Source organism: Mycobacterium sp., from assembly GCF_025933915.1.
Lineage (GTDB): Bacteria > Actinomycetota > Actinomycetes > Mycobacteriales > Mycobacteriaceae > Mycobacterium.
Window position 1 is genome coordinate 11,549 of sequence record NZ_JAICZA010000045.1, and the last position, 18,182, is coordinate 29,730.

The 18,182-nt window shown below is 66.6% G+C and carries 18 protein-coding genes; 10 read left to right on the forward strand and 8 right to left on the reverse strand.

The window, feature by feature from the left end:
* Positions 1-37 precede the first annotated feature (37 nt).
* The 4 genes from opcA to Q0W90_RS09700 all read left to right on the forward strand — a co-directional run bounded on the left by opcA (position 38) and on the right by Q0W90_RS09700 (position 3,135).
* Positions 38-949 (forward strand): glucose-6-phosphate dehydrogenase assembly protein OpcA, encoded by a 912-nt coding sequence (gene opcA, locus Q0W90_RS09685; protein WP_297598678.1) that lies wholly within the window; start codon positions 38-40, stop codon positions 947-949.
* Positions 946-1,701: a 6-phosphogluconolactonase gene (gene pgl, locus Q0W90_RS09690; protein WP_297598676.1), complete on the forward strand. Its 756-nt coding sequence runs from the start codon at positions 946-948 to the stop codon at positions 1,699-1,701. Before opcA ends, pgl begins: the two co-directional genes overlap by 4 nt.
* Before the next feature lie 86 nt (positions 1,702-1,787).
* Positions 1,788-2,186, forward strand: a complete 399-nt coding sequence (locus tag Q0W90_RS09695; RefSeq protein WP_297598674.1) for an ATPase — start codon at positions 1,788-1,790, stop codon at positions 2,184-2,186.
* Positions 2,187-2,205: 19 nt separating this feature from the next.
* Entirely contained in the window at positions 2,206-3,135 is a 930-nt protein-coding gene (locus tag Q0W90_RS09700; protein ID WP_297598672.1) for a histone deacetylase family protein, read from the forward strand.
* Between the two features lie 12 nt (positions 3,136-3,147).
* Here the strand turns inward: Q0W90_RS09700 and Q0W90_RS09705 are convergent, their stop codons facing one another.
* From Q0W90_RS09705 to gap, 6 genes are all read right to left on the reverse strand, one after another.
* Entirely contained in the window at positions 3,148-4,137 is a 990-nt protein-coding gene (locus Q0W90_RS09705) for an aldo/keto reductase (RefSeq protein ID WP_297598670.1), read from the reverse strand.
* Between the two features lie 166 nt (positions 4,138-4,303).
* Complete coding sequence (ppc, locus tag Q0W90_RS09710) at positions 4,304-7,120, reverse strand: phosphoenolpyruvate carboxylase (RefSeq protein WP_297774313.1); 2,817 nt, start codon at positions 7,118-7,120, stop codon at positions 4,304-4,306.
* A 142-nt stretch (positions 7,121-7,262) separates the two neighbouring features.
* The gene (gene secG, locus Q0W90_RS09715; RefSeq protein ID WP_297598666.1) at positions 7,263-7,496 is read right to left on the reverse strand and encodes a preprotein translocase subunit SecG; all 234 of its coding nucleotides are present in this window, start codon (positions 7,494-7,496) and stop codon (positions 7,263-7,265) included.
* Positions 7,497-7,539: 43 nt separating this feature from the next.
* A complete protein-coding gene (tpiA, locus tag Q0W90_RS09720; protein WP_297598664.1) occupies positions 7,540-8,325 on the reverse strand; it encodes a triose-phosphate isomerase in 786 nt (261 codons plus the stop codon).
* 14 nt (positions 8,326-8,339) lie between these two features.
* The gene (locus Q0W90_RS09725; protein ID WP_297697594.1) at positions 8,340-9,569 is read right to left on the reverse strand and encodes a phosphoglycerate kinase; all 1,230 of its coding nucleotides are present in this window, start codon (positions 9,567-9,569) and stop codon (positions 8,340-8,342) included.
* Between the two features lie 3 nt (positions 9,570-9,572).
* Positions 9,573-10,592 (reverse strand): type I glyceraldehyde-3-phosphate dehydrogenase, encoded by a 1,020-nt coding sequence (gap, locus tag Q0W90_RS09730; protein WP_297697596.1) that lies wholly within the window; start codon positions 10,590-10,592, stop codon positions 9,573-9,575.
* Positions 10,593-10,952: 360 nt separating this feature from the next.
* On the opposite strand from gap, the gene Q0W90_RS09735 reads away from it, so the two are divergent.
* The 6 genes from Q0W90_RS09735 (at position 10,953) to Q0W90_RS09760 (ending at position 15,955) form a co-directional block, all read left to right on the forward strand.
* Positions 10,953-11,399, forward strand: coding sequence for a DUF5994 family protein (locus Q0W90_RS09735; protein WP_297596189.1), 447 nt, complete (start codon positions 10,953-10,955; stop codon positions 11,397-11,399).
* Between the two features lie 273 nt (positions 11,400-11,672).
* On the forward strand, positions 11,673-12,416 hold the full coding sequence (locus Q0W90_RS09740; RefSeq protein ID WP_297774316.1) for a TetR/AcrR family transcriptional regulator C-terminal domain-containing protein: 744 nt from the start codon (positions 11,673-11,675) through the stop codon (positions 12,414-12,416).
* Positions 12,417-12,887: 471 nt separating this feature from the next.
* On the forward strand, positions 12,888-13,046 hold the full coding sequence (locus Q0W90_RS09745; RefSeq protein WP_297596194.1) for a DUF6307 family protein: 159 nt from the start codon (positions 12,888-12,890) through the stop codon (positions 13,044-13,046).
* A 404-nt stretch (positions 13,047-13,450) separates the two neighbouring features.
* Positions 13,451-14,953: a wax ester/triacylglycerol synthase family O-acyltransferase gene (locus Q0W90_RS09750; protein ID WP_297596196.1), complete on the forward strand. Its 1,503-nt coding sequence runs from the start codon at positions 13,451-13,453 to the stop codon at positions 14,951-14,953.
* A gap of 355 nt (positions 14,954-15,308) precedes the next feature.
* Positions 15,309-15,680, forward strand: a complete 372-nt coding sequence (locus tag Q0W90_RS09755) for a hypothetical protein (protein ID WP_297596198.1) — start codon at positions 15,309-15,311, stop codon at positions 15,678-15,680.
* Between the two features lie 50 nt (positions 15,681-15,730).
* Positions 15,731-15,955 (forward strand): hypothetical protein, encoded by a 225-nt coding sequence (locus Q0W90_RS09760; RefSeq protein WP_297596200.1) that lies wholly within the window; start codon positions 15,731-15,733, stop codon positions 15,953-15,955.
* 179 nt (positions 15,956-16,134) lie between these two features.
* Here Q0W90_RS09760 and Q0W90_RS09765 read toward each other — a convergent pair whose 3' ends face one another.
* Both Q0W90_RS09765 and Q0W90_RS09770 read right to left on the reverse strand, forming a co-directional pair.
* A complete protein-coding gene (locus Q0W90_RS09765; protein ID WP_297774319.1) occupies positions 16,135-17,562 on the reverse strand; it encodes an NAD(P)/FAD-dependent oxidoreductase in 1,428 nt (475 codons plus the stop codon).
* Positions 17,559-18,182 (reverse strand): DUF3556 domain-containing protein (locus Q0W90_RS09770; RefSeq protein ID WP_297697604.1); only part of this gene is annotated, 624 nt, incomplete at its 5' end. The genes Q0W90_RS09770 and Q0W90_RS09765, both read right to left, overlap by 4 nt.

Here is an 18,182-nt window from a genome sequence, read left to right on the forward strand (position 1 = left end):
ACGATGCAGAGCGCAGCGATGAGGAGGAGTGGCGCCGATGATCATTGACATGCCGGACGCCACCACTACCGCGGTCAACAAGAAACTCGACGAACTGCGGGAAAGGGTCGGCGCCGTCGCGATGGGCCGGGTCCTGACGCTGATCATCGCGCCGGACAGCGACGAGATCTTCGAAGAGTCACTGCAAGCGGCCAACGACGCCAGCCACGAACACCCCAGCCGGATCATCGTCACGATGAGGGGCGATCCGTACGCGGACAAACCCCGGCTGGACGCGCAGCTGCGCGCCGGCGGCGACACCGGCGCCAGCGAGGTCGTGGTGCTGCGGCTGTCCGGACCGCTGTCCGGCCACGCGGCCAGCGTCGTCACCCCCTTCCTGCTTCCCGACATCCCGGTGGTGGCCTGGTGGCCCGACGTCGCGCCGGCGGTGCCCGCACAGGATCCGTTGGGCCGGTTGGCGATTCGACGCATCACCGATGCGACCAACGGCGTCGAGCCGCTGGCGGCGATCAAGAGCCGGCTGCCGGGATACACCGCGGGTGACACCGACCTGGCCTGGGCGCGCATCACCTATTGGCGGGCGCTGCTCACCTCGGCCGTCGACCTGACGCCACACGAACCGGTCGAGTCGGCGCTGGTGTCCGGTTTGTCGACCGAACCGGCGCTCGACATCCTGGCGGGGTGGCTGGCCAGCCGGATCGACGGCCCGGTGCGCCGAGCGGTCGGCGAGCTCAAGATCGAACTGACGCGCAGCAGCGAAACCATCGTGTTGAGCCGCCCGCAGGAAGGCAGGACGGCCACGCTCAGCCGGACGTCCCGGCCGGACGCGCTACTTCCCTTGGCGCGCAGGGAAACCGGCGAGTGCCTCGCCGAGGACCTGCGCCGCCTGGATCCCGACGAGATCTATCAAACCGCGCTCGAAGGCATTGAGAAAGTGCAATACGTGTGAGCACCAGCATCGAAATCTTCCCGGACAGCCAGGCTCTGGTCGCGGCCGCCGCCACACGCCTGACCGACACCATCGCGAACGCCGTCGCGGCCCGGGGGCGCGCGCTCGTCGTCCTGACCGGCGGCGGTACCGGTATCGGGCTGTTGCAGTCGCTGGCGGGGCGGTCGATCGAGTGGTCCAAGGTGCATCTGTTCTGGGGCGACGAACGCTACGTCCCCGAAGACGATGACGAGCGCAATGACAAGCAGGCCCGGGCGGCATTGCTCGATCATGTCGACATTCCGCCCAGCCAGGTGCACCCGATGCCGGCCAGCGACGGCGAATTCGGCGGCGATCTCGCGGCGGCGGCACTGGCCTACGAGCAACTGCTGGCGGCGAACGCCCCGCCCGGGCAGCCGGTGCCGAATTTCGATGTGCACCTGCTGGGCATGGGGCCGGAGGGCCACATCAACTCGCTGTTCCCGGACACCCCGGCCGTGCTCGAAACAACCCGCATGGTGGTGTCGGTCGACGACTCCCCCAAGCCACCGCCGCAACGAATCACCTTGACACTGCCGGCCATTGCGCGTTCCCGCGAAGTCTGGCTGATGGTGTCGGGCGCCGGCAAGGCCGACGCTGCCGCCGCGGCCATCGGCGGCGCCGCACCGGTTGCGGTGCCGGCCGCCGGGGCGGTCGGGCTGGACACCACGCTCTGGCTGCTCGACGAGGACGCCGCGTCCAAGCTGCCGTCGGATCCGTCCGGCGTGGCCTGACACGATCCGAAATGCGATAGCGCATCCACTAGCACTTTCGGCGTCGCGCCCGCCGTCTGGTTCCCGGCCGCCCCGTCCGGGTCATAATGGCGTTCATGGCAGACAGAACCGTGCGCGGTGGGCAAGAGCGAAGCCGGATCAAGACGCTCACCCAGGCCGCGTTGAACGCCGACAAGACGGTGGAGCAGGTCGAAGACGTCCTCGACGGTTTGAGCAACACCATGAAAGAGCTCAACAGTTCCCTGTCAGCCCTGAACGCCACGGTGGAGCGTCTGGAAACCGGCCTGGACCACCTGGACGGCACCATGGCCAGCCTGGATGATCTGGCCAAGCGGTTGATCGTGCTGGTCGAGCCGGTGGAAGCCATCGTCGCGCGGATCGACGAGATGGTGAAGGTGGGCGAGACCGTGCTGTCTCCCCTGGCGATCACCGAGCACGCGGTGCGCGGTCTGGTGGACAGGCTGCGCAACAGGACCGCGCAGTAGGCCCCCGGCGGGAGCCCTGATGGCCACGTTGCTGCTGCACCATTCGGCCTTCGCGGCCCACCGGACCGCCCCTGGGCATCCGGAGCGGCCGGATCGCTACCGCGCGGTGGAAGCGGCGCTGAGGCAGCCGCAGTTCGTCGCGCTGGTGCGCGAGACGGCCGAGCCGGCCGAGCCGGCGGCCGCGCGCTACGTGCACTCCAATCGCTATGTGGACGCGCTGGAAACGGCACGTCCCGAGCACGGCTACGTCTATCTCGACGGTGGCGACACGATGATGGAGCCCTCGACGTGGGATGCGGCGTTGCGCGGGGTGGGCGCCACGCTGCGGGCCGTGGACCGGGTGGTGGCCGGCGACGTGCAAAACGCATTCGTGGCGTGCCGACCGCCGGGTCATCACGCCGAAACCGAGCGCGCCATGGGTTTCTGCTTGTTCAACAACATCGGCATCGGCGCGCGGCACGCGCAGCGCAAACACGGGCTGATGCGGGTCGCCATCGTCGATTTCGACGTCCACCACGGCAACGGCACACAGCAGATCTTCTACTCCGACCCGAGCGTGCTCTATGCGTCCACGCACCAGATGCCGCTGTTTCCCGGCACCGGCGCGGCGCGAGAAACCGGAGTCGGCAACATCTTCAACTCGCCGCTGGCGCCCGGCGACGGCGGCGAGGAGCTGCGGGCGGCCTTTCGGGACCGGATATTGCCTGCGCTGCAAGCCTTTTCGCCCGAATTGATCATCGTGTCCGCCGGCTTCGACGCGCACGAGCGCGATCCGCTCGGCTCACTGAGCATGACGGCCACCGACTTCGCCTGGGTCACCAGGGAATTGATGGACTCGGCGGAGAAGCTCTGCGACGGCCGGTTGGTCGCGGTGCTCGAGGGCGGTTATGACCTGCAAGCCCTGGCCGATTCGGTCACCGCGCACGTCGGCGAGCTGCTGAAGGGCTGAACCCTCCCCCGGTCAGCTCGCCTTTTTCTCGTGCATTTCGGGGGCCGGGCCGCCGACCGGAGTCGCCGACTTCATGATGTCCTCGATCGCGGCAAGGTCTTCCTCGGACAGCGTGACGTCGGCCGCCCCGGCGCTGTCCTGCAGGTAGGTGACGTGCTGTGCACCCATGATGGCGGCGTGCACGCCGGGTTGCGCAAGCGTCCATGCGATGGCCAACTGGCTCATCGTGACGCCGAGATCGATGGCCAAATGCCCCAGATCCGCAACGACTTTCAGATTGCGCACATAGTCCTCGCCGTTGAAGATCGGACTCTTGCTGCGCCAATCCGCGGCGGCGAAACTGGTGTCGGCCTTCATTGTTCCCGTGAGCAACCCGTGCGCCAGCGGTCCGTACACCATCACCCCGATGTCGTTGGCGTGGCAATAGGGCAGCAGGTCGCCCTCGATGTCACGGCGGAACAGGTGGTAGGGCGGCTGCACCGTTTCCACCGGAAGCGTGGCCGAGAGTGCTTCGATTTGGGCGGCGTCGTAGTTCGACACGCCCACGTGCCGAATTTTGCCCTCCGACACCAGTTCTGCGAGCGCCCCGCCCGTCACCTCCGGTGGAGTCGTGGGATCGGGCCAGTGCACCAGGTAGATGTCGATGTAGTCGACGCCGAGGGCCCGAAGGCTGGACTCGACACCGCTTCGCAGGTACTCGGGGCTGGCGTCGCGGACCAGTCCCGTGTCGGTTTTGCGCAACCCGCCTTTGGTGGCGATCACCAACTCGTCCCGGGTCCGCGCGAACTCGGGGCGAAGGGCTTTTCCGAGGATGCGCTCGGATTCCCCGAACCCGTATTGCTGGGCGGTATCGAAGAAGTTGATCCCCAGATCGCGGGCACGGCGGATCATGGTGATCGCGGCGTCCTCGTCGGCGTGGCCCCAATCGCTGCTGAACTCCCAGGTACCGAAAGCCAACCGCGAAACCTCAAGCCCCGTCTTGCCGAATGTGATGGATCTCAATGCCAACCTCCCCCGTTGGATAATCGTCCCTGCGCGTGCGGCCCGCGTGGGCAAGCCACGACTCAACCATAACGACGCCGACACCACGTGTCGCAACACCGAAGGTCAGCGCGGAAAGCACCGGCTGTCCGACCGCGCCGGCCCCCGGGGACCGATGCGCGCGGCGTCAGCCGCTGTTGCGCAGCGCGCTGGCCAGCCCGTTCATCGTCAGCAAAATGCCGCGCTGCACCAATTCGTCGTCGTCGCCGGAGCGGTAACGGCGCAGCAACTCCACCTGGAGATGGTTGAGCGGCTCGAGATACGGGAAGCGGTTGAACACCGAACGCGCCAGCGCGGGGTTGTCGGCGAGCAGGTTGTCCTGCCCGGTGATGAGCTTGTGCATGGCGATGGTTCGCCGGTGCTCGTCGACGATCTTGTCGAACACCCGACGCCGTAATTCCTCGTCGTCGACCAATTCGGCGTAGCGCGCCGCCAGGCCGAGGTCGCTTTTGGCCAGCACCTGAGCCAGATTGGACAGCACGCTGCGGAAAAACGGCCACCGCCGGTACAACTCGTGCAGGATGCCCACCCGCTCGGCCTCGCCCCGCGGGCCCGCGGCGATCCACTGCTCGAATGCCGACCCGGTGCCGTACCAGCCGGGCAGCATGACCCGTGACTGGCTCCACGCCAGCACCCACGGGATGGCGCGCAGGTCCGAGATCGACTCGGTGGGTTTGCGCGACGTCGGCCGGCTGCCGATATTCAGCGAGCCGATCTCGCTGACCGGTGTGGAAGACATGAAGTAGTCGACGAAACCCGGTGTGTCGTGCACCAATTCGGCGTAGGCACGCTGGGCCAGGACGGCCACTTCGTCGAGCACCGCGTACGCCGGTTCGGCGGCGTCGCCCAGGCCCTCGACGTCGAGCAGCGTGGACTCCAGCGTGGCGGCCAGCAGGCTTTCCAGATTGCGTTGCGCCGCTTGCGGTTCGGCGTACTTGGCGGCGATCACCTCGCCCTGCTCGGTGAGCCGCAGCGAGCCGTTCACCGCTCCGGGCGGCTGGGCCAGAATCGCCTCGTAGCTCGGCCCGCCGCCGCGCCCGACGGTGCCGCCGCGACCATGGAAGAGGCGCAACCGGATTCCGGTTTTGCGCGCCACTTCCACCAGCGCCAGCTCGGCCCGATACACCGCCCAGCTGGACGCCAGATACCCGCCGTCCTTGTTGGAGTCCGAGTAGCCCAGCATCACCTCCTGGCTTTCGCCGCGCGCCGCCACCAGCGCCCGGTATATCGGAAGCCCCAGCATCGCGTGCAGGACCGTCGCGCCGTTGTGCAGGTCGTCGATGGTTTCGAACAGCGGGGAGATGCCCACCGGGCAGTACGGCTGCGGCCCCGACGCATCGATCAGCCCCGCCTCTTTCAGCAGGATCGCGGCCTCGAGGACATCGGAGACCGAACGGCACATCGAGATCACGTAGTTGGGGACGGCGGACGGCCCATAGCGCTTGATCGCGCGCGCGGCCGCGCGCACCACCCCCAGCTCGCCGCGGGCCAGGTCGGACAATCGCGCGTCGTCACCGACCAGCGGGCGGCGGGTGCCCAGCTCGGCCGCCAACAGCTCGACCCGCTCGTCTTCGGGCAGCGAACGGTAATCCGGGTGCACCCCGGCCCAGGCCAACAGCTCGCAGACCACCTCTTCGTGCGCGTCGGAGTTTTGCCGCATGTCCAGGCCGCACAGATGAAACCCGAAGACCCGCACGCCTTCTCGCAGCAGCGTCAGGCGGTCGTCGGCCAGCAGTGCGCTGCCGTGGGCGCGCAGCGAGCCATCGACGGCGTCGAGGTCGGCCCCCAGTTCGGCCGGGGTCTCATACGGTGGCAACCCCAGATCCAGCACCTGCTGCGGTGTCCGGTCCAGGATTGCGGCGCTCGTCGCGCTGAGCCGGCCGCGGATCACTCGCACCGCCCGCCGGTACGGTTCGTCGGCGCGGGGTTTCTCCCCGCAGCGCTCGGCCAGTTCGGCCAGCGCGGGGGTGACCGGGACCAGGCGCGCCGACATCGACAACTCCTGCTCCAGCGCGGCCAGCTCAGCCAGGTAGTGCGCCAGCGCGGTGAACGCGGCGCCGCCGGTGGCCTGGCGCACCACGTCGCCCGTCACGTTCGGATTGCCGTCGCGGTCGCCGCCGATCCAGGACCCGGGCGCCACGATCGGTTGGTCGAGCAGGTCGGCGTCGGGCCAGCGGGCACGCAGGGCGTTGCGAACCTCGGCGTTGACCTGCGGGATCACCGTGAAGAACGCGGCGCCGTAGTAGCGCAGCCCCACCTCGATCTCGTCGGTGATCTGCAACCGGGACAACCGGATCAGCGCGGTCTGCCACAGCGTGAGGACCTGGCGGCGCAACTCGAGTTCGATGTTGCGGCCCTCGTCGGTCTCGGTGTGCCCCTCGGCGTGCAGCCGCATTAGCTTGGTGATCCGGTGTTGAGTGACGAAGACCGTGCGGCGGCGGGTCTCGGTGGGGTGGGCGGTGATCACCGGAGCGACCACCGCACCCTGCAGCGCCTCGGCCACCGTGGCCGAATCAAGTTGTGCGTCATCAAGTTTGGCGTAGGTGGCGGCCAAGGTGCTGTCCGGCGGGGGTTCGCCGGCGGCGACGTGGACCGCGCGGCGGCGCTCGCGGTGGATGTCTTCGGCGACGTTGGCCAGCAGCGCGAAGTGGCTGAACGCCCGGATGACCGGGATGGCCTGGTGGATGTCGATGCCTTCAAAGATTTGGGCGAGCTGCGCCCGGTCGATCTCGGAGCGTCGCACCCGGAACGATTCCACCCGGGCGCGTTCGACGAGCTCGAACACCTCCTGCCCGCTCTGCTCGCGCACGGTGTCGCCCAGGATGGCGCCCAGCAGCCTGATGTCGGCCCGCATCGGCTCGGTCGCCTCGCGTCCCACCAGGGTGCGCTGGACGGCGCCGATCGGTTCCAGTGAACTTTCGGAGACTTCGGAGGCGTCAGCCATGCGTCCCAGTATCGGTGCGGATGCCAGGGTCCGCCCCTCGGCGGCGAAAGTGAAAATCACGACGAATCGCCGGCGCGTCGCGTCGCAAATTTCACACTCGTCGCTCGGGGTAGGTCAGGTTCTCAGCGGTACCTGATCACCGTCAGTGGTACTTGATCAGCAGCCCGATGGCGATGATGCACACCAGCCAGATGGCGGTGATGAAATACGTCAGCCGGTCCAGGTTCTTTTCCACCACGGTGGACCCGGACAGGCTGGACTGGACGCCACCACCGAACAGCGTGGACAGGCCGCCACCCTTGGCGCGGTGCAGCAGCACCAGCAGCACCACCAGGATGCTGGTGACGATCAGGGTGATCTGCAAAGCCAACTGCATGACGGCCAGCCTACCGGTGCCGGGCAGCTTTCAGGACCCCGCCCTAGGGAAGAGGCCCACCGGCGGCGATGGCCGCCAGCGTCGCGAATTGCTCGCCGTCCAGCGACGCACCGCCGACCAGACCGCCGTCGATGTCATCGCGGGCGATGAGCTCACCGACGTTCTTGGTGTTGACCGAACCGCCGTAGAGCACCCGCACCGAGTCGGCGATCTTTTCAGAGGCGAGTGACGCCAACTCCTTGCGGATGGCCACGCACACCTCCTGGGCGTCGGCGGCGCTGGCCACCCGCCCGGTGCCGATCGCCCACACCGGCTCGTAGGCGATGACGACCTTGCCGATCTGTTCGGCGGAGAGCCCGGCCAGCGAACCGCGCAGCTGCTCCTCGCAGTGGATGACGTGGTTTCCGGCCTCGCGGACGTCGAGGTGCTCGCCGATGCAGACGATCGGGGTGAGGTCGTACTTGAGCGCGGCGGCGGTCTTGGCGGCCACCACCGCGTCGTCCTCGTGGTGATACGTCCTGCGCTCGGAGTGCCCGACGACGACGAACGTGCAGCCCAGCTTGGCCAGGAAGGCGCCGCTGACCTCCCCGGTGTAGGCGCCCGAGTCGTGCTGGGACAGGTCCTGCCCGCCGTAGGTCAGCCGCAGCTTGTCGCCGTCGACCAGGGTCTGCACGCTGCGCAGGTCGGTGAACGGCGGCAGCACCGTGACGTCGACTTTGTCGTAGTACTTGTCCGGCAACGCGAACGCGATCTTTTGCACCAGCGCGATCGCCTCGAAGTGATTGAGGTTCATCTTCCAGTTGCCGGCGATCAGTGGCTTGCGGCTCACGACTCTGGGCCTCCCTAGTTGTGGTCGGGCTGGGGTCGACTCAACACCTCGATACCTGGAAGCGTCTTGCCCTCAAGGTATTCCAGCGACGCTCCTCCGCCGGTGGAGATGTGCGAGAAGTCGCTCTCCGGGATGCCCAGCGCGCGCACGGCGGCAGCGGAGTCCCCGCCGCCGACCACGCTGAAGGCGCCCTTACCGGTTGCGGCGGCGATCGCTTCGGCGACACCCTTGGTGCCCGCGGCGAACGCCGGGAACTCGAACACGCCCATCGGGCCGTTCCAGAAGACGGTCCCGGCGTTGGACAGCAACGTGGTGAACCGTTTGACCGATCCCGGCCCGATGTCGAGGCCCACCAGGTCGTCCGGGATGGCGTCGGCGGCGACGGTCTGCGGTGTCGCATCGGCGGCGAACTTGTCGGCCACCACGATGTCCACCGGCAGGCGCAGCACGTCGACGTAGGTGTCCAGCAGCCTGCGGCAGGTGTCCACCATCTCGGTCTCCAGCAGCGACTTGCCGACCGAAAAGCCTTGCGCGGCCAGGAAAGTGAAGCACATGCCGCCGCCGATGACGATGCTGTCGGCCTTGGTGGCCAGCGACTCGATGACACCGAGCTTGTCGGACACCTTCGACCCGCCGAGCACCACCGCGTAGGGGCGTTTGGTGGAGCTGGTCAGCTGCTCCAGCACCTGGATCTCCTCGGCCACCAGCGTGCCGGCGTAGTGCGGCAGCAGGGTGGCGATGTCGTACACGGAGGCCTGCTTGCGGTGTACCACGCCAAAGCCGTCGGAGACGAAAGCCCCTGCCGGCCCGACCAATTCGGCCAGCTGCCGGGCCAGGGCGAGCCGCTGGGCGTCGTCCTTGCTGGTTTCGCGGGGATCGAAGCGAATGTTCTCCAGCAGCAGGACATCGCCGTCGGTCAGCCCCTCGGCGCGGGCCAGCGCGTCGGCACCGACGACATCACCGGCCAATTGCACGTGCCGGCCCAGCTGTGCGGACAGCGCCGCGGCGACGGGCGCCAGCGACAACGTCGGGTCGGCCCCGTTCTTGGGACGCCCCAGATGCGCGGTGACCACCACCTTGGCGCCGGCCTCGACCAGCGCCTTCAGTGTCGGCACCGAGGCGCTGATGCGCCCGGGGTCGGTGATCGTGCCGTCATCGAGCGGCACATTCAGATCCGAGCGCACCAGCACGCCGCGACCCGACACCCCCTCGCCGAGAAGGTCTTTCAACGTGTGGACAGCCACGGGTTACAGCGACTTGCCGACCAGGGCGACCAGGTCCACCAGGCGGTTGGAGTAACCCCATTCGTTGTCGTACCAGGACACCACCTTGGCCTGGTCGTCGATCACCTTGGTCAGACCGGAGTCGAAGATCGAGCTGTGGGGGTCGGTGACGATGTCGCTGGAGACGATCGGCGCGTCGTAGTACTTGAGGATGCCCTTCATCGGCCCCTCGGCGGCGGCCTTCATCGCGGCGTTGATCTCGTCGGCGGTGGCGGACTTCTTCAGTTCGGCGGTCAGGTCGGTGACCGAGCCGGTGGGGATCGGCACCCGCAGCGCATACCCGTCGAGCTTGCCCTTCAGCTCGGGCAGCACCAGGCCGATGGCCTTGGCCGCGCCGGTGGAGGTGGGCACGATGTTCAGCGCGGCGGCGCGGGCGCGGCGCAGGTCCTTGTGCGGCCCGTCCTGCAGGTTCTGGTCGGCGGTGTAGGCGTGGATGGTGGTCATCAGGCCCTTGACGATGCCGAACTCGTCGTTGAGCACCTTGGCCAGCGGCCCCAGGCAGTTCGTGGTGCACGAGGCGTTGGAGATGATGTTCTGGCTGCCGTCGTACTTGTCGTCGTTGACGCCCAGCACGATGGTGATGTCCTCGTCGGTGGCGGGTGCGGAGATGATCACCTTCTTGGCGCCCGCGTCCAGGTGACCCTTGGCCTTGGCGGCGTTGGTGAAGATGCCGGTGGACTCGACGACGACGTCGACGCCCAGGTCGCCCCAGGGCAGCGCCGCCGGACCTTCCTTGACCTCCAGCGCCTTGATCTTGACGTTGCCGACGACGATAGTGTCGTCACCCTCGAGGCTGACGTCGTGCGGCAGGCGGCCGAGGATGGAGTCGAATTTCAACAGGTGCGCCAGGCTCGCGTTGTCGGTGAGGTCGTTGACCGCGACCACCTCGATATCAGCGGTGCCTTGCTCCTGTTGGGCCAATAAGGCCCGGTAGAAGTTCCGCCCGATGCGACCGAAGCCGTTGATGCCTACCCGGACCGTCACTTGTCTCTCCTCTGTCTTTCCTGAATCGTCTTTTCCGTGCCTTTTGCATGTCGGCTGGACAGCGCCTGTGATCAGCCTAGATCAGCGACACGCGCGGTTGGCGCGCCGGTAGGGCGGTGCAAACCCCGGCTCCTGCAGGCAGTCATCGGCAGACCTCCTACCGTGAACGCCGAGTCACCCGGCGGAGGTCAAGCACCAGCATCCGACACCCAAGTCCAGCTGCGCGTTATGCGCGCGACTCCGCGTTGGACCATCCGAGTAGGCTTGGAAGATCGGCGGTACTTCGTCACATAACCATTCAAGGTCTGTCATCGCCGATTCGAATGATTGGCCGGTTCGCGGTCAAGACAGGAGCGTCACATGACGCTAAACCAAGATCGCACCGACGTTGGGCAACGCTCGTCACCGGAACACACGCCGCGATTGCGCCTCAAGCCCAAGGCGCCCCACAGCGGGTACGTCGACGGGGCATGGTGGCCGCACACTGACGACCTCGCCACGGAGCTGCCAGATCTGCTGGCGGTGCTGTCCGTCCGGCTGGGCCGCATTGACCGCGTGATGTACAACCTCAATGAATGGGCGAAACCCTCCGCGAAATTCGCAGTTGGCGGGCGCCGGGTGCGGCTCGACGGGTACCAGCGTCAACCAACAGGCACCGTCGAAGTTCTCGGGCTTAACCGCGACAGAATCGTCTTACTAGTAGTACCTCCGGGCGCCGACAGTGGCGCAGCGCACGCCACCCTTATGGCCGCCGCGGCACCGAGCAACGATTCAACCGTCGACAACCTCCTCACGACCAACGCGTGAGGCTAGACCCTCGTGCTCACAGGTGGTCGAGGTCGACAACGTGCCCTTTCTGCGCGTCCTAAGGCACCACGTCGAGGCTGAGATTCTGGGTGGAACGCCGGCATGGAGTGGGCGGCGCGACCGGCACCGTGGGACCACCAGGCCGCGTGGTGCCCACCAGGCCGCGTGGTGCCCACCAACGACACACTCCGCATACGCTGTCCGTCAACAACGTCGACGTATGCCGTTAAATAGGAGGCGAACTCGCGGCACGTAGGGGAAGGGGCGCCCACGATGGCGAAGCCACCGACGGTTCGCGCTGATGGACTTGACCCGTCCCTTACCAACGTCCCAGAGGACGGGCACGTCAGCCGATCGGTGATTTTGCAGCGTGCGTTGCAGTTGGTCGATCGTGACGGTGCGGATGGGTTGTCGATGCGGCGTCTGAGTGAGGCGGTGGGTCGGGATCCGACGGTGATTTATCGGCATGTGCCGAACAAGGCGGCGCTGCTCGACGGGGTGGCCGAGATCGTGCTGGGCCAGTTGCGGGTGGACACCGCAGACCCGGACTGGGCCGGTCAGCTGCGCGCGGTGGCGCATGACTTCCGGCGGCTGGCCCTGGCGCACCCGAATGTGGTGCCGCTGTTGGTGACTCGGCCACTAGCCACGCCGTTGGGTCAGCGCCCGCCGGGCATGCTGCGGCCACTGGAGGACGTCGTCGCGCTGCTCACATCGGTGGGCTTCAGCGGAGTCGACGCGCTACACATTTACCGGGTGCTCTTCGGCTATCTGTATGGCCATATCCTGACCGAGCTGCAGGAGGTCATCGAGCGGCCCGAGGAGTCCGATGATGTGCTGCGCCTCGGGTTGCACCGGCTGGCAATAACCGAGTTCCCGCAGGTGCGCGCGCTGGCCCCAGCGCTGGGCTCCTACGACGGGGCGGCCGAACTCGACCACGGTCTGGATCTGTTGCTCATCGGTCTGGCCGCCACCGTGTCCGCGCCGAGACGCTCGGCCCGCAAGCGCGTGAAGAAATAGGTCAACTGCGCCTCGGTATCGTCGGCGCGACTCGCAAGGAGAACGAGCGCTGTCTGCCGATCCGTCTCATAGTCGACATACCCTGTACGGAGCAATGGGTTTCATCTGGGGTCGCCCCCTCGTTTGCACGGCCGACGTTCGCCGGGGACGCGAACGTCACCTACTCTGCGGCCGATCACAGCCCCTCCCACCTGTGGGATTCGGCGACCTGGGCGATCAGCGAGGCGGTGCTTCCCGACCTGCCGACCGTGATCGCCGGGCGTGACGACTGGCACGCCGATCAGACGGCGCGTCGGGGTGATCGAGATCCGCTATGGGGCTGTGCCGAATCCGAAGATCCTGTCGTTCCAAAAGCGGTAAATCCAATACCCGCATGCTCATCGCGGACGCGGTGCCCGTAAATCGGCGTAAGGTTATCCATATCGAGCAGCTCGGTTGCGAGTGAACATGCTCGACTACGAAGGAAATTCGATGGCTTCACTCTCAACGTTTCGCACTCCCTACGAGATTCGTCTCCAACTCGTCACCGACACCATCAGTGCCCACTCCAAGCTGGGCAACGACGCGGCAGGCAAACTGGCCGAACACGTCCTGGGTGCACTGAACTCAATTCCCGAGAAGGTGCGCTGAGCGACCACCGGCTGGGCTTCAAAAACCAATGACCACCGGGATTTCCTGATTAATGTGCGTGTGCTTCATGCTACTGAATGCGGGGCGGCGCGAAGGATGCGCACCGCTACCAGCCGAAGAGTGGACCCACGTCGACGACGATCACGGGAGATCGAAGAAGCGCGGTTTCTGGCGCTGATCACTCTCACGGCCGTCCTCGGTGGCCTATTCATCAAGGCTTGATCGACACCTGAGACCGGCGATCTGCTTGTCGGACATCGCCGTTCACAACTGCGCGACACAACGTCCGGGCCGACCTGGCTTTATTTCGGTGCGCGTCCGGTGCCGTCGTTGCGGGGGCGGGCAGGTAAGAGTCGCGAGCCAAACTTTGAGCTGACAGCTCGGATACACGGATGGAGCAGCATATGAAACGATTGACCGGGCTGGACGGTGTCACGCTGCACGGCGAAACATCCGTGATGCCCACCCACGTGACCGCCGTGTTGTTTTGCGACCCCGAGGTGCACGGCGCGGTGACCGCCGACGCGATTTGCAAGCTGCTGGCCGAGCGCACTGCGACGATGCCGAGTTTCCGGCAGCGCCTGCTCACCAGACCCTTCGGGTTGGGCCAGCCGTCATGGATCGAGGACCCCGCGTTCGACGTCCAAAGCCATCTGCATTGTGTGCGGCTTGCCGAACCCGGCGCCATGCGGGAGTTGACCACCCTTATCGGCGAGTTGCATGGGCGGCCTCTGGACCGCGACCGCCCGCTGTGGGACGCCTGGGTCGTGCAGGGTCTCGCCGACGGCAGACTCGTGGTGTTGATCAAGTTCTCCCACGCCATTACCGATGGTGTGGGCGCAGTGACGTCGATGTTGCCCGAACTGATGACTGTCGATGCGGACGCTGAATTTGCGGTGGCGCCAGAGCAGGCCCAGGCCACGATGCCCGGTGCGGCAACGAGGGTGTGGGACGTGATCGACGAGGTCGCGACCAACACCGCTGTGGGCATTCGGATCGCTGTCAGGCTGGGTCCCGTCGCGGTGAAGTCGGCGATAGGAACCGCGCTGGGATCGGTACGCCAACTCCTCCCGGGCGCCGGCCGGCAACGGTCCGCGGGTTTGGATTCCGAGGAGGACGAGAGTTCGCCGCGAACGCTGCTGAACGCCCCCCTCACCGCGCGACGCAGCGTTGCGTTCGCCGCGGTGGCCATGGATGATCTGCGCGCCATCACCGCCGCGTTCGATGTCACGGTCAACGATGTTTTCCTGACCGCAACGACATCGGCGCTGCGCCGGTGGTTGGCAACCCACGACAGGGTGCCCAGTCATCCGTTACGCACCATGATGCCGATCTCGACACGCGGCGGCGATGGCGAGGCGTCCAATAGTTGGTCACCGGTTGTCGTCAAATTGCCGGTCCATCTGGCCGACCCGGCACAGCAGTTGGCCAGCATTCGCGACGCGACGTCCAAGATCAAGGACGGGCGACGGGCAGTGCGGCCCGTCAATCTCGCCGATGTCATAGATCTCGTTCCACCGGTGGTCATCGGCTTGGTGATGGGTGTGTACACCGGCCTGCAACTGTCGCGATTCCACTCGCCAGTCGCTCATGTCATCGCTTCCAACGTTCCTGGCCCCAGCGACGAAATCTATTGCGCCGGAGCCCACGTCCTGGGAATTTACGCCCTGGCCCCGTTGTTTGAAGGCTCCAATCTCAACATCACCGCCGTCTCCTATGGCGCCACCCTGAGTGTGGGCATCGTCGCGTGCCCCGATAACGTCGACGACGTCGCATCGGTCGCGAACGGCATCGAAGACGTGGTGGGTGAACTGAAAAGGGCCGCCGACGAAAAGACCGGCCAGAGCGCAGGCTTAGCCCGCTCCAGCGAGCGGGAGCCCGCCATGAATACCTCTGCCACAACGTAATTCGCGAGACCATGAGTATGGTTGGCGCGCGGAAGGGGCCTCCAACCATGAAATACCGGCATAGCTCCTCCTCTAGCCACGAATACCCAAACACCGTAAGTCCACAGTGTTGACATCGCGTCTGAGAGGGCGTTTACTAGAGTCCTGGACTGAAAACCGTGCGCTTGTCGGCGTCCACGAGTTCGCCGTAGGAGCCCCGCGCGTTTCCTCTTGATTCCGGAAGTCCGGTGCAGACCAGTGCACGACGACAACACGCGTCGAACCTGCTCAGACCAGGGCCCTGCAACCAAGCAGCCGAAATGAGGCCACAATGAGGAAATCTGACCACGCGAAACGAAATATCTTCCGCGACAATGTGATCCACGTCGGCGCGGGCTTCGTCGCCAAGGAGCACCCGCACGTCACACAGACATTGTCCACGCTTGAGGCGCAGCTAGGCAGGTGGGATCCGAATGACGTGGACATAGAAGTCACCCTGCAGGACCGCGGCGGCAAAGAACAGCGCATCACGTTGCGCACCACCCTTCCCGGCCATCCACAACTGGTCGCGGTCGCGGACAACCCGGACATCACCCGTGCTCTGTGCGATGCAAAGCGCGAGTTGACTCGGCAGCTCGAACACCAGAAGTCGACGCACGATCCGATGAACAACCGCCGGCTCGGGCGCACGACCATCCGTCATCCGGTCCGCCTTCGCACCGTTCCAGGTCGCCGGCACGCAACGTAGGGACCCACCAAACAGCAGCTCGCTTTCAGCGGGCAGATAGGTACACCACCATGACGCACACCACCGAAACGCATCCGGTCATCACCTCTGCCGAGCAGCGCATAACGCCCCCAACAGAATCCGACATCTCGGTGATCGATCATGGCCCATTGACGGTCAGGGACGTACTCCATGCGGGCATGCGCCGCAGGGCCAGACGCGAGGAAATGGCCCCGCAGTCGATCTGGGATTCCGAAGGCGGCGCAGGCGAGCGGTGGGCAGCCGACGGGCAATAGCTCGACTTGGTGACGCATCGCGTGAAGATCGATGCATTTGATGCAACACCAGGTTCTTCGGCCAGGGGTGACGCCGGGAGGCAACACTGGGCTGATCGGACCGGAAATTCGGGTCCGCCGGAACGCGTATCCACCGCACGTCGCGATCACGTTCGGCATCCCCGAGACCGGTTGCGCCGTCAGTCGCGCCGGCGCTTCTGCAGCCAGCGCAGCGCCGCCTCGGCGGCGTGATAACCACACAGCCCGTGAATGCCGGCTCCCGGCGCCGTGGACTGCGAACACAGGTACACCCCCGGCACGCCGATCGCGTACGGGTTGACCGAGACGCGCGGGCGCAGGATGACCTGCAGCCCGTCGTTGGCGCCGCCGATGATGTCGCCGCCGATGAAATTGGGGTTGTAGGCCTCGAGCGCGGCGGTGTCCTTGCTGACGGTGGCGACGATGCGGTCGCGGAATCCCGGGGCGAACCGTTCGATCTGGTCGATGACGGCCGCGGTGGCGTCTCCGGTGTAGCCGAATGGCACGTGCGCGTAGGCCCAGATCGGGTTGATGTTGCCCGCCGAGCGGGAGGGGTCGGCCAGATACTGCTGGCCGACGAGCACGAAGGGCCGCCGCGCCATCGTGCCTTGCGCGCGTTGTCGTTCGGTGTCGGCGACCTCGGCGAACGGGCCACCCAGATGGACGGTGCCGGCGCGACCGCAGTCGGGGTTGGTCCAGGGGATGTGGCCTTCGATGGCGAAGTCGACCTTGAACGCCGAGGACCCCTGGCGGTAGCGCCGATAGGACCGCTTGATCCGCGCGGGCATGACGTCGCCGTAGATGTTCAGCGCCAGGGCCGGGCTGACATCGAGCAGCACGATGTCGGCGGTGGGGATGTCTTTGCGACTTGTGACGGTGACGCCGGTGGTCACGGTTCCGCCGTGCTCGCTGAGGGCGGCGGCCAGCGCCTTGGTGATCGACCCCGATCCCCCCTCGGCGACGGGCCACCCATACCGGTGACCGCTGGCCAGGATCATCAGCCCGAGGGATGCGGTGAGCGGGCGGTCCAGCCGGGTGTAGATGTGCGCTGCCGATCCGCCGAACAGCGCCCGCGCCTGTTCGGTGCGAAACCAGCGGGCCATCGTGGTGGCGGGCAGCGCCGCGCGCGGCCCGAAGGCGGCCAGGCGGACCGGGTGGCGTGGAACGTTGATCACGGGGCGGAGCAGGTCTTCGGCCAGGGCGTCGAATCCGGCCGCGAGGTCCCCGATCGCCCGGCGCCACCGGGGGCCGTCGGGTCCCATGCCGGCCGTCGTCTCGTCGATCGACCGGTACAGGACCCCGGCGGTCCCGTCGTCGAGGGGATGCGCGCAGTCGACCTCCGGCCATTTCCATGCGAGCCCGTAGCGCTGCAGGTCGATCTGCTTCCAGAACGGCGAACCGATCCCCAGCGGGTGAAACGCCGAGCAGATGTCGTGGATCACCCCGGGCACCGTCAGCTCGGCCGAGCGCGCTCCCCCGCCGACGGTCTCGCTGGCCTCCAGCACCTGGACGTCGATGCCGTGGCGGGCGAGATGGATCGCCGCGGCCAGGCCGTTGGGCCCGGCGCCGACCACGACCGCGGTCGTCATCGGGTGCTGCGCCGTGTGGTTCGCGGCGAAGCCGGGCGCGGCGGGTCGCCGCCATCGAGAACGTGCACGGGATAGTCGTCGTCGGGCTCGGGCCAGGGCTGGCGGGTCAGCATGTCCTTGATGTCGACGTAGCCCTCTTCGATCACGCCGGTCTTGGCGTCGAGGATGCGATACGACTGCCGTTGGGTGTGGATGGGCTGGCCCTCCAGGACGATGACGCGGACGTCGCCGTCCTCGAAGTGGCAGCGGCGTTGCACCGCCTCCACCAGCTGCTCGTTGTGCAGGTGGCCCTCGCCGAAGTTCCACCCGACGAGCGGGCCGGCGACGATTTCGCCCTCCCGGATCTTGTAGTCGGCTTCGTCGTCGATCGCGCGCGGCAACAGCCCGTTGAGCGCCCGGCCATGCACGTGCATCGCGCGGAAGGCGGCGATTTTGTCCGCCAACATTTCCGCGGTTTCCGGGTCGTAGAGCCTCGCCAGCTGATTGACGACGAGCGCAGAGCTCTTCACGATGTCGGCGTCGATCCTTTCCTCGGCGCCCGCACGGAAGCACCACACACTGGTGGCCCAGTTGCCGGCGTAGTACCGCATTGCCGGAAGGAACGAAATCTTCTCGGGGAA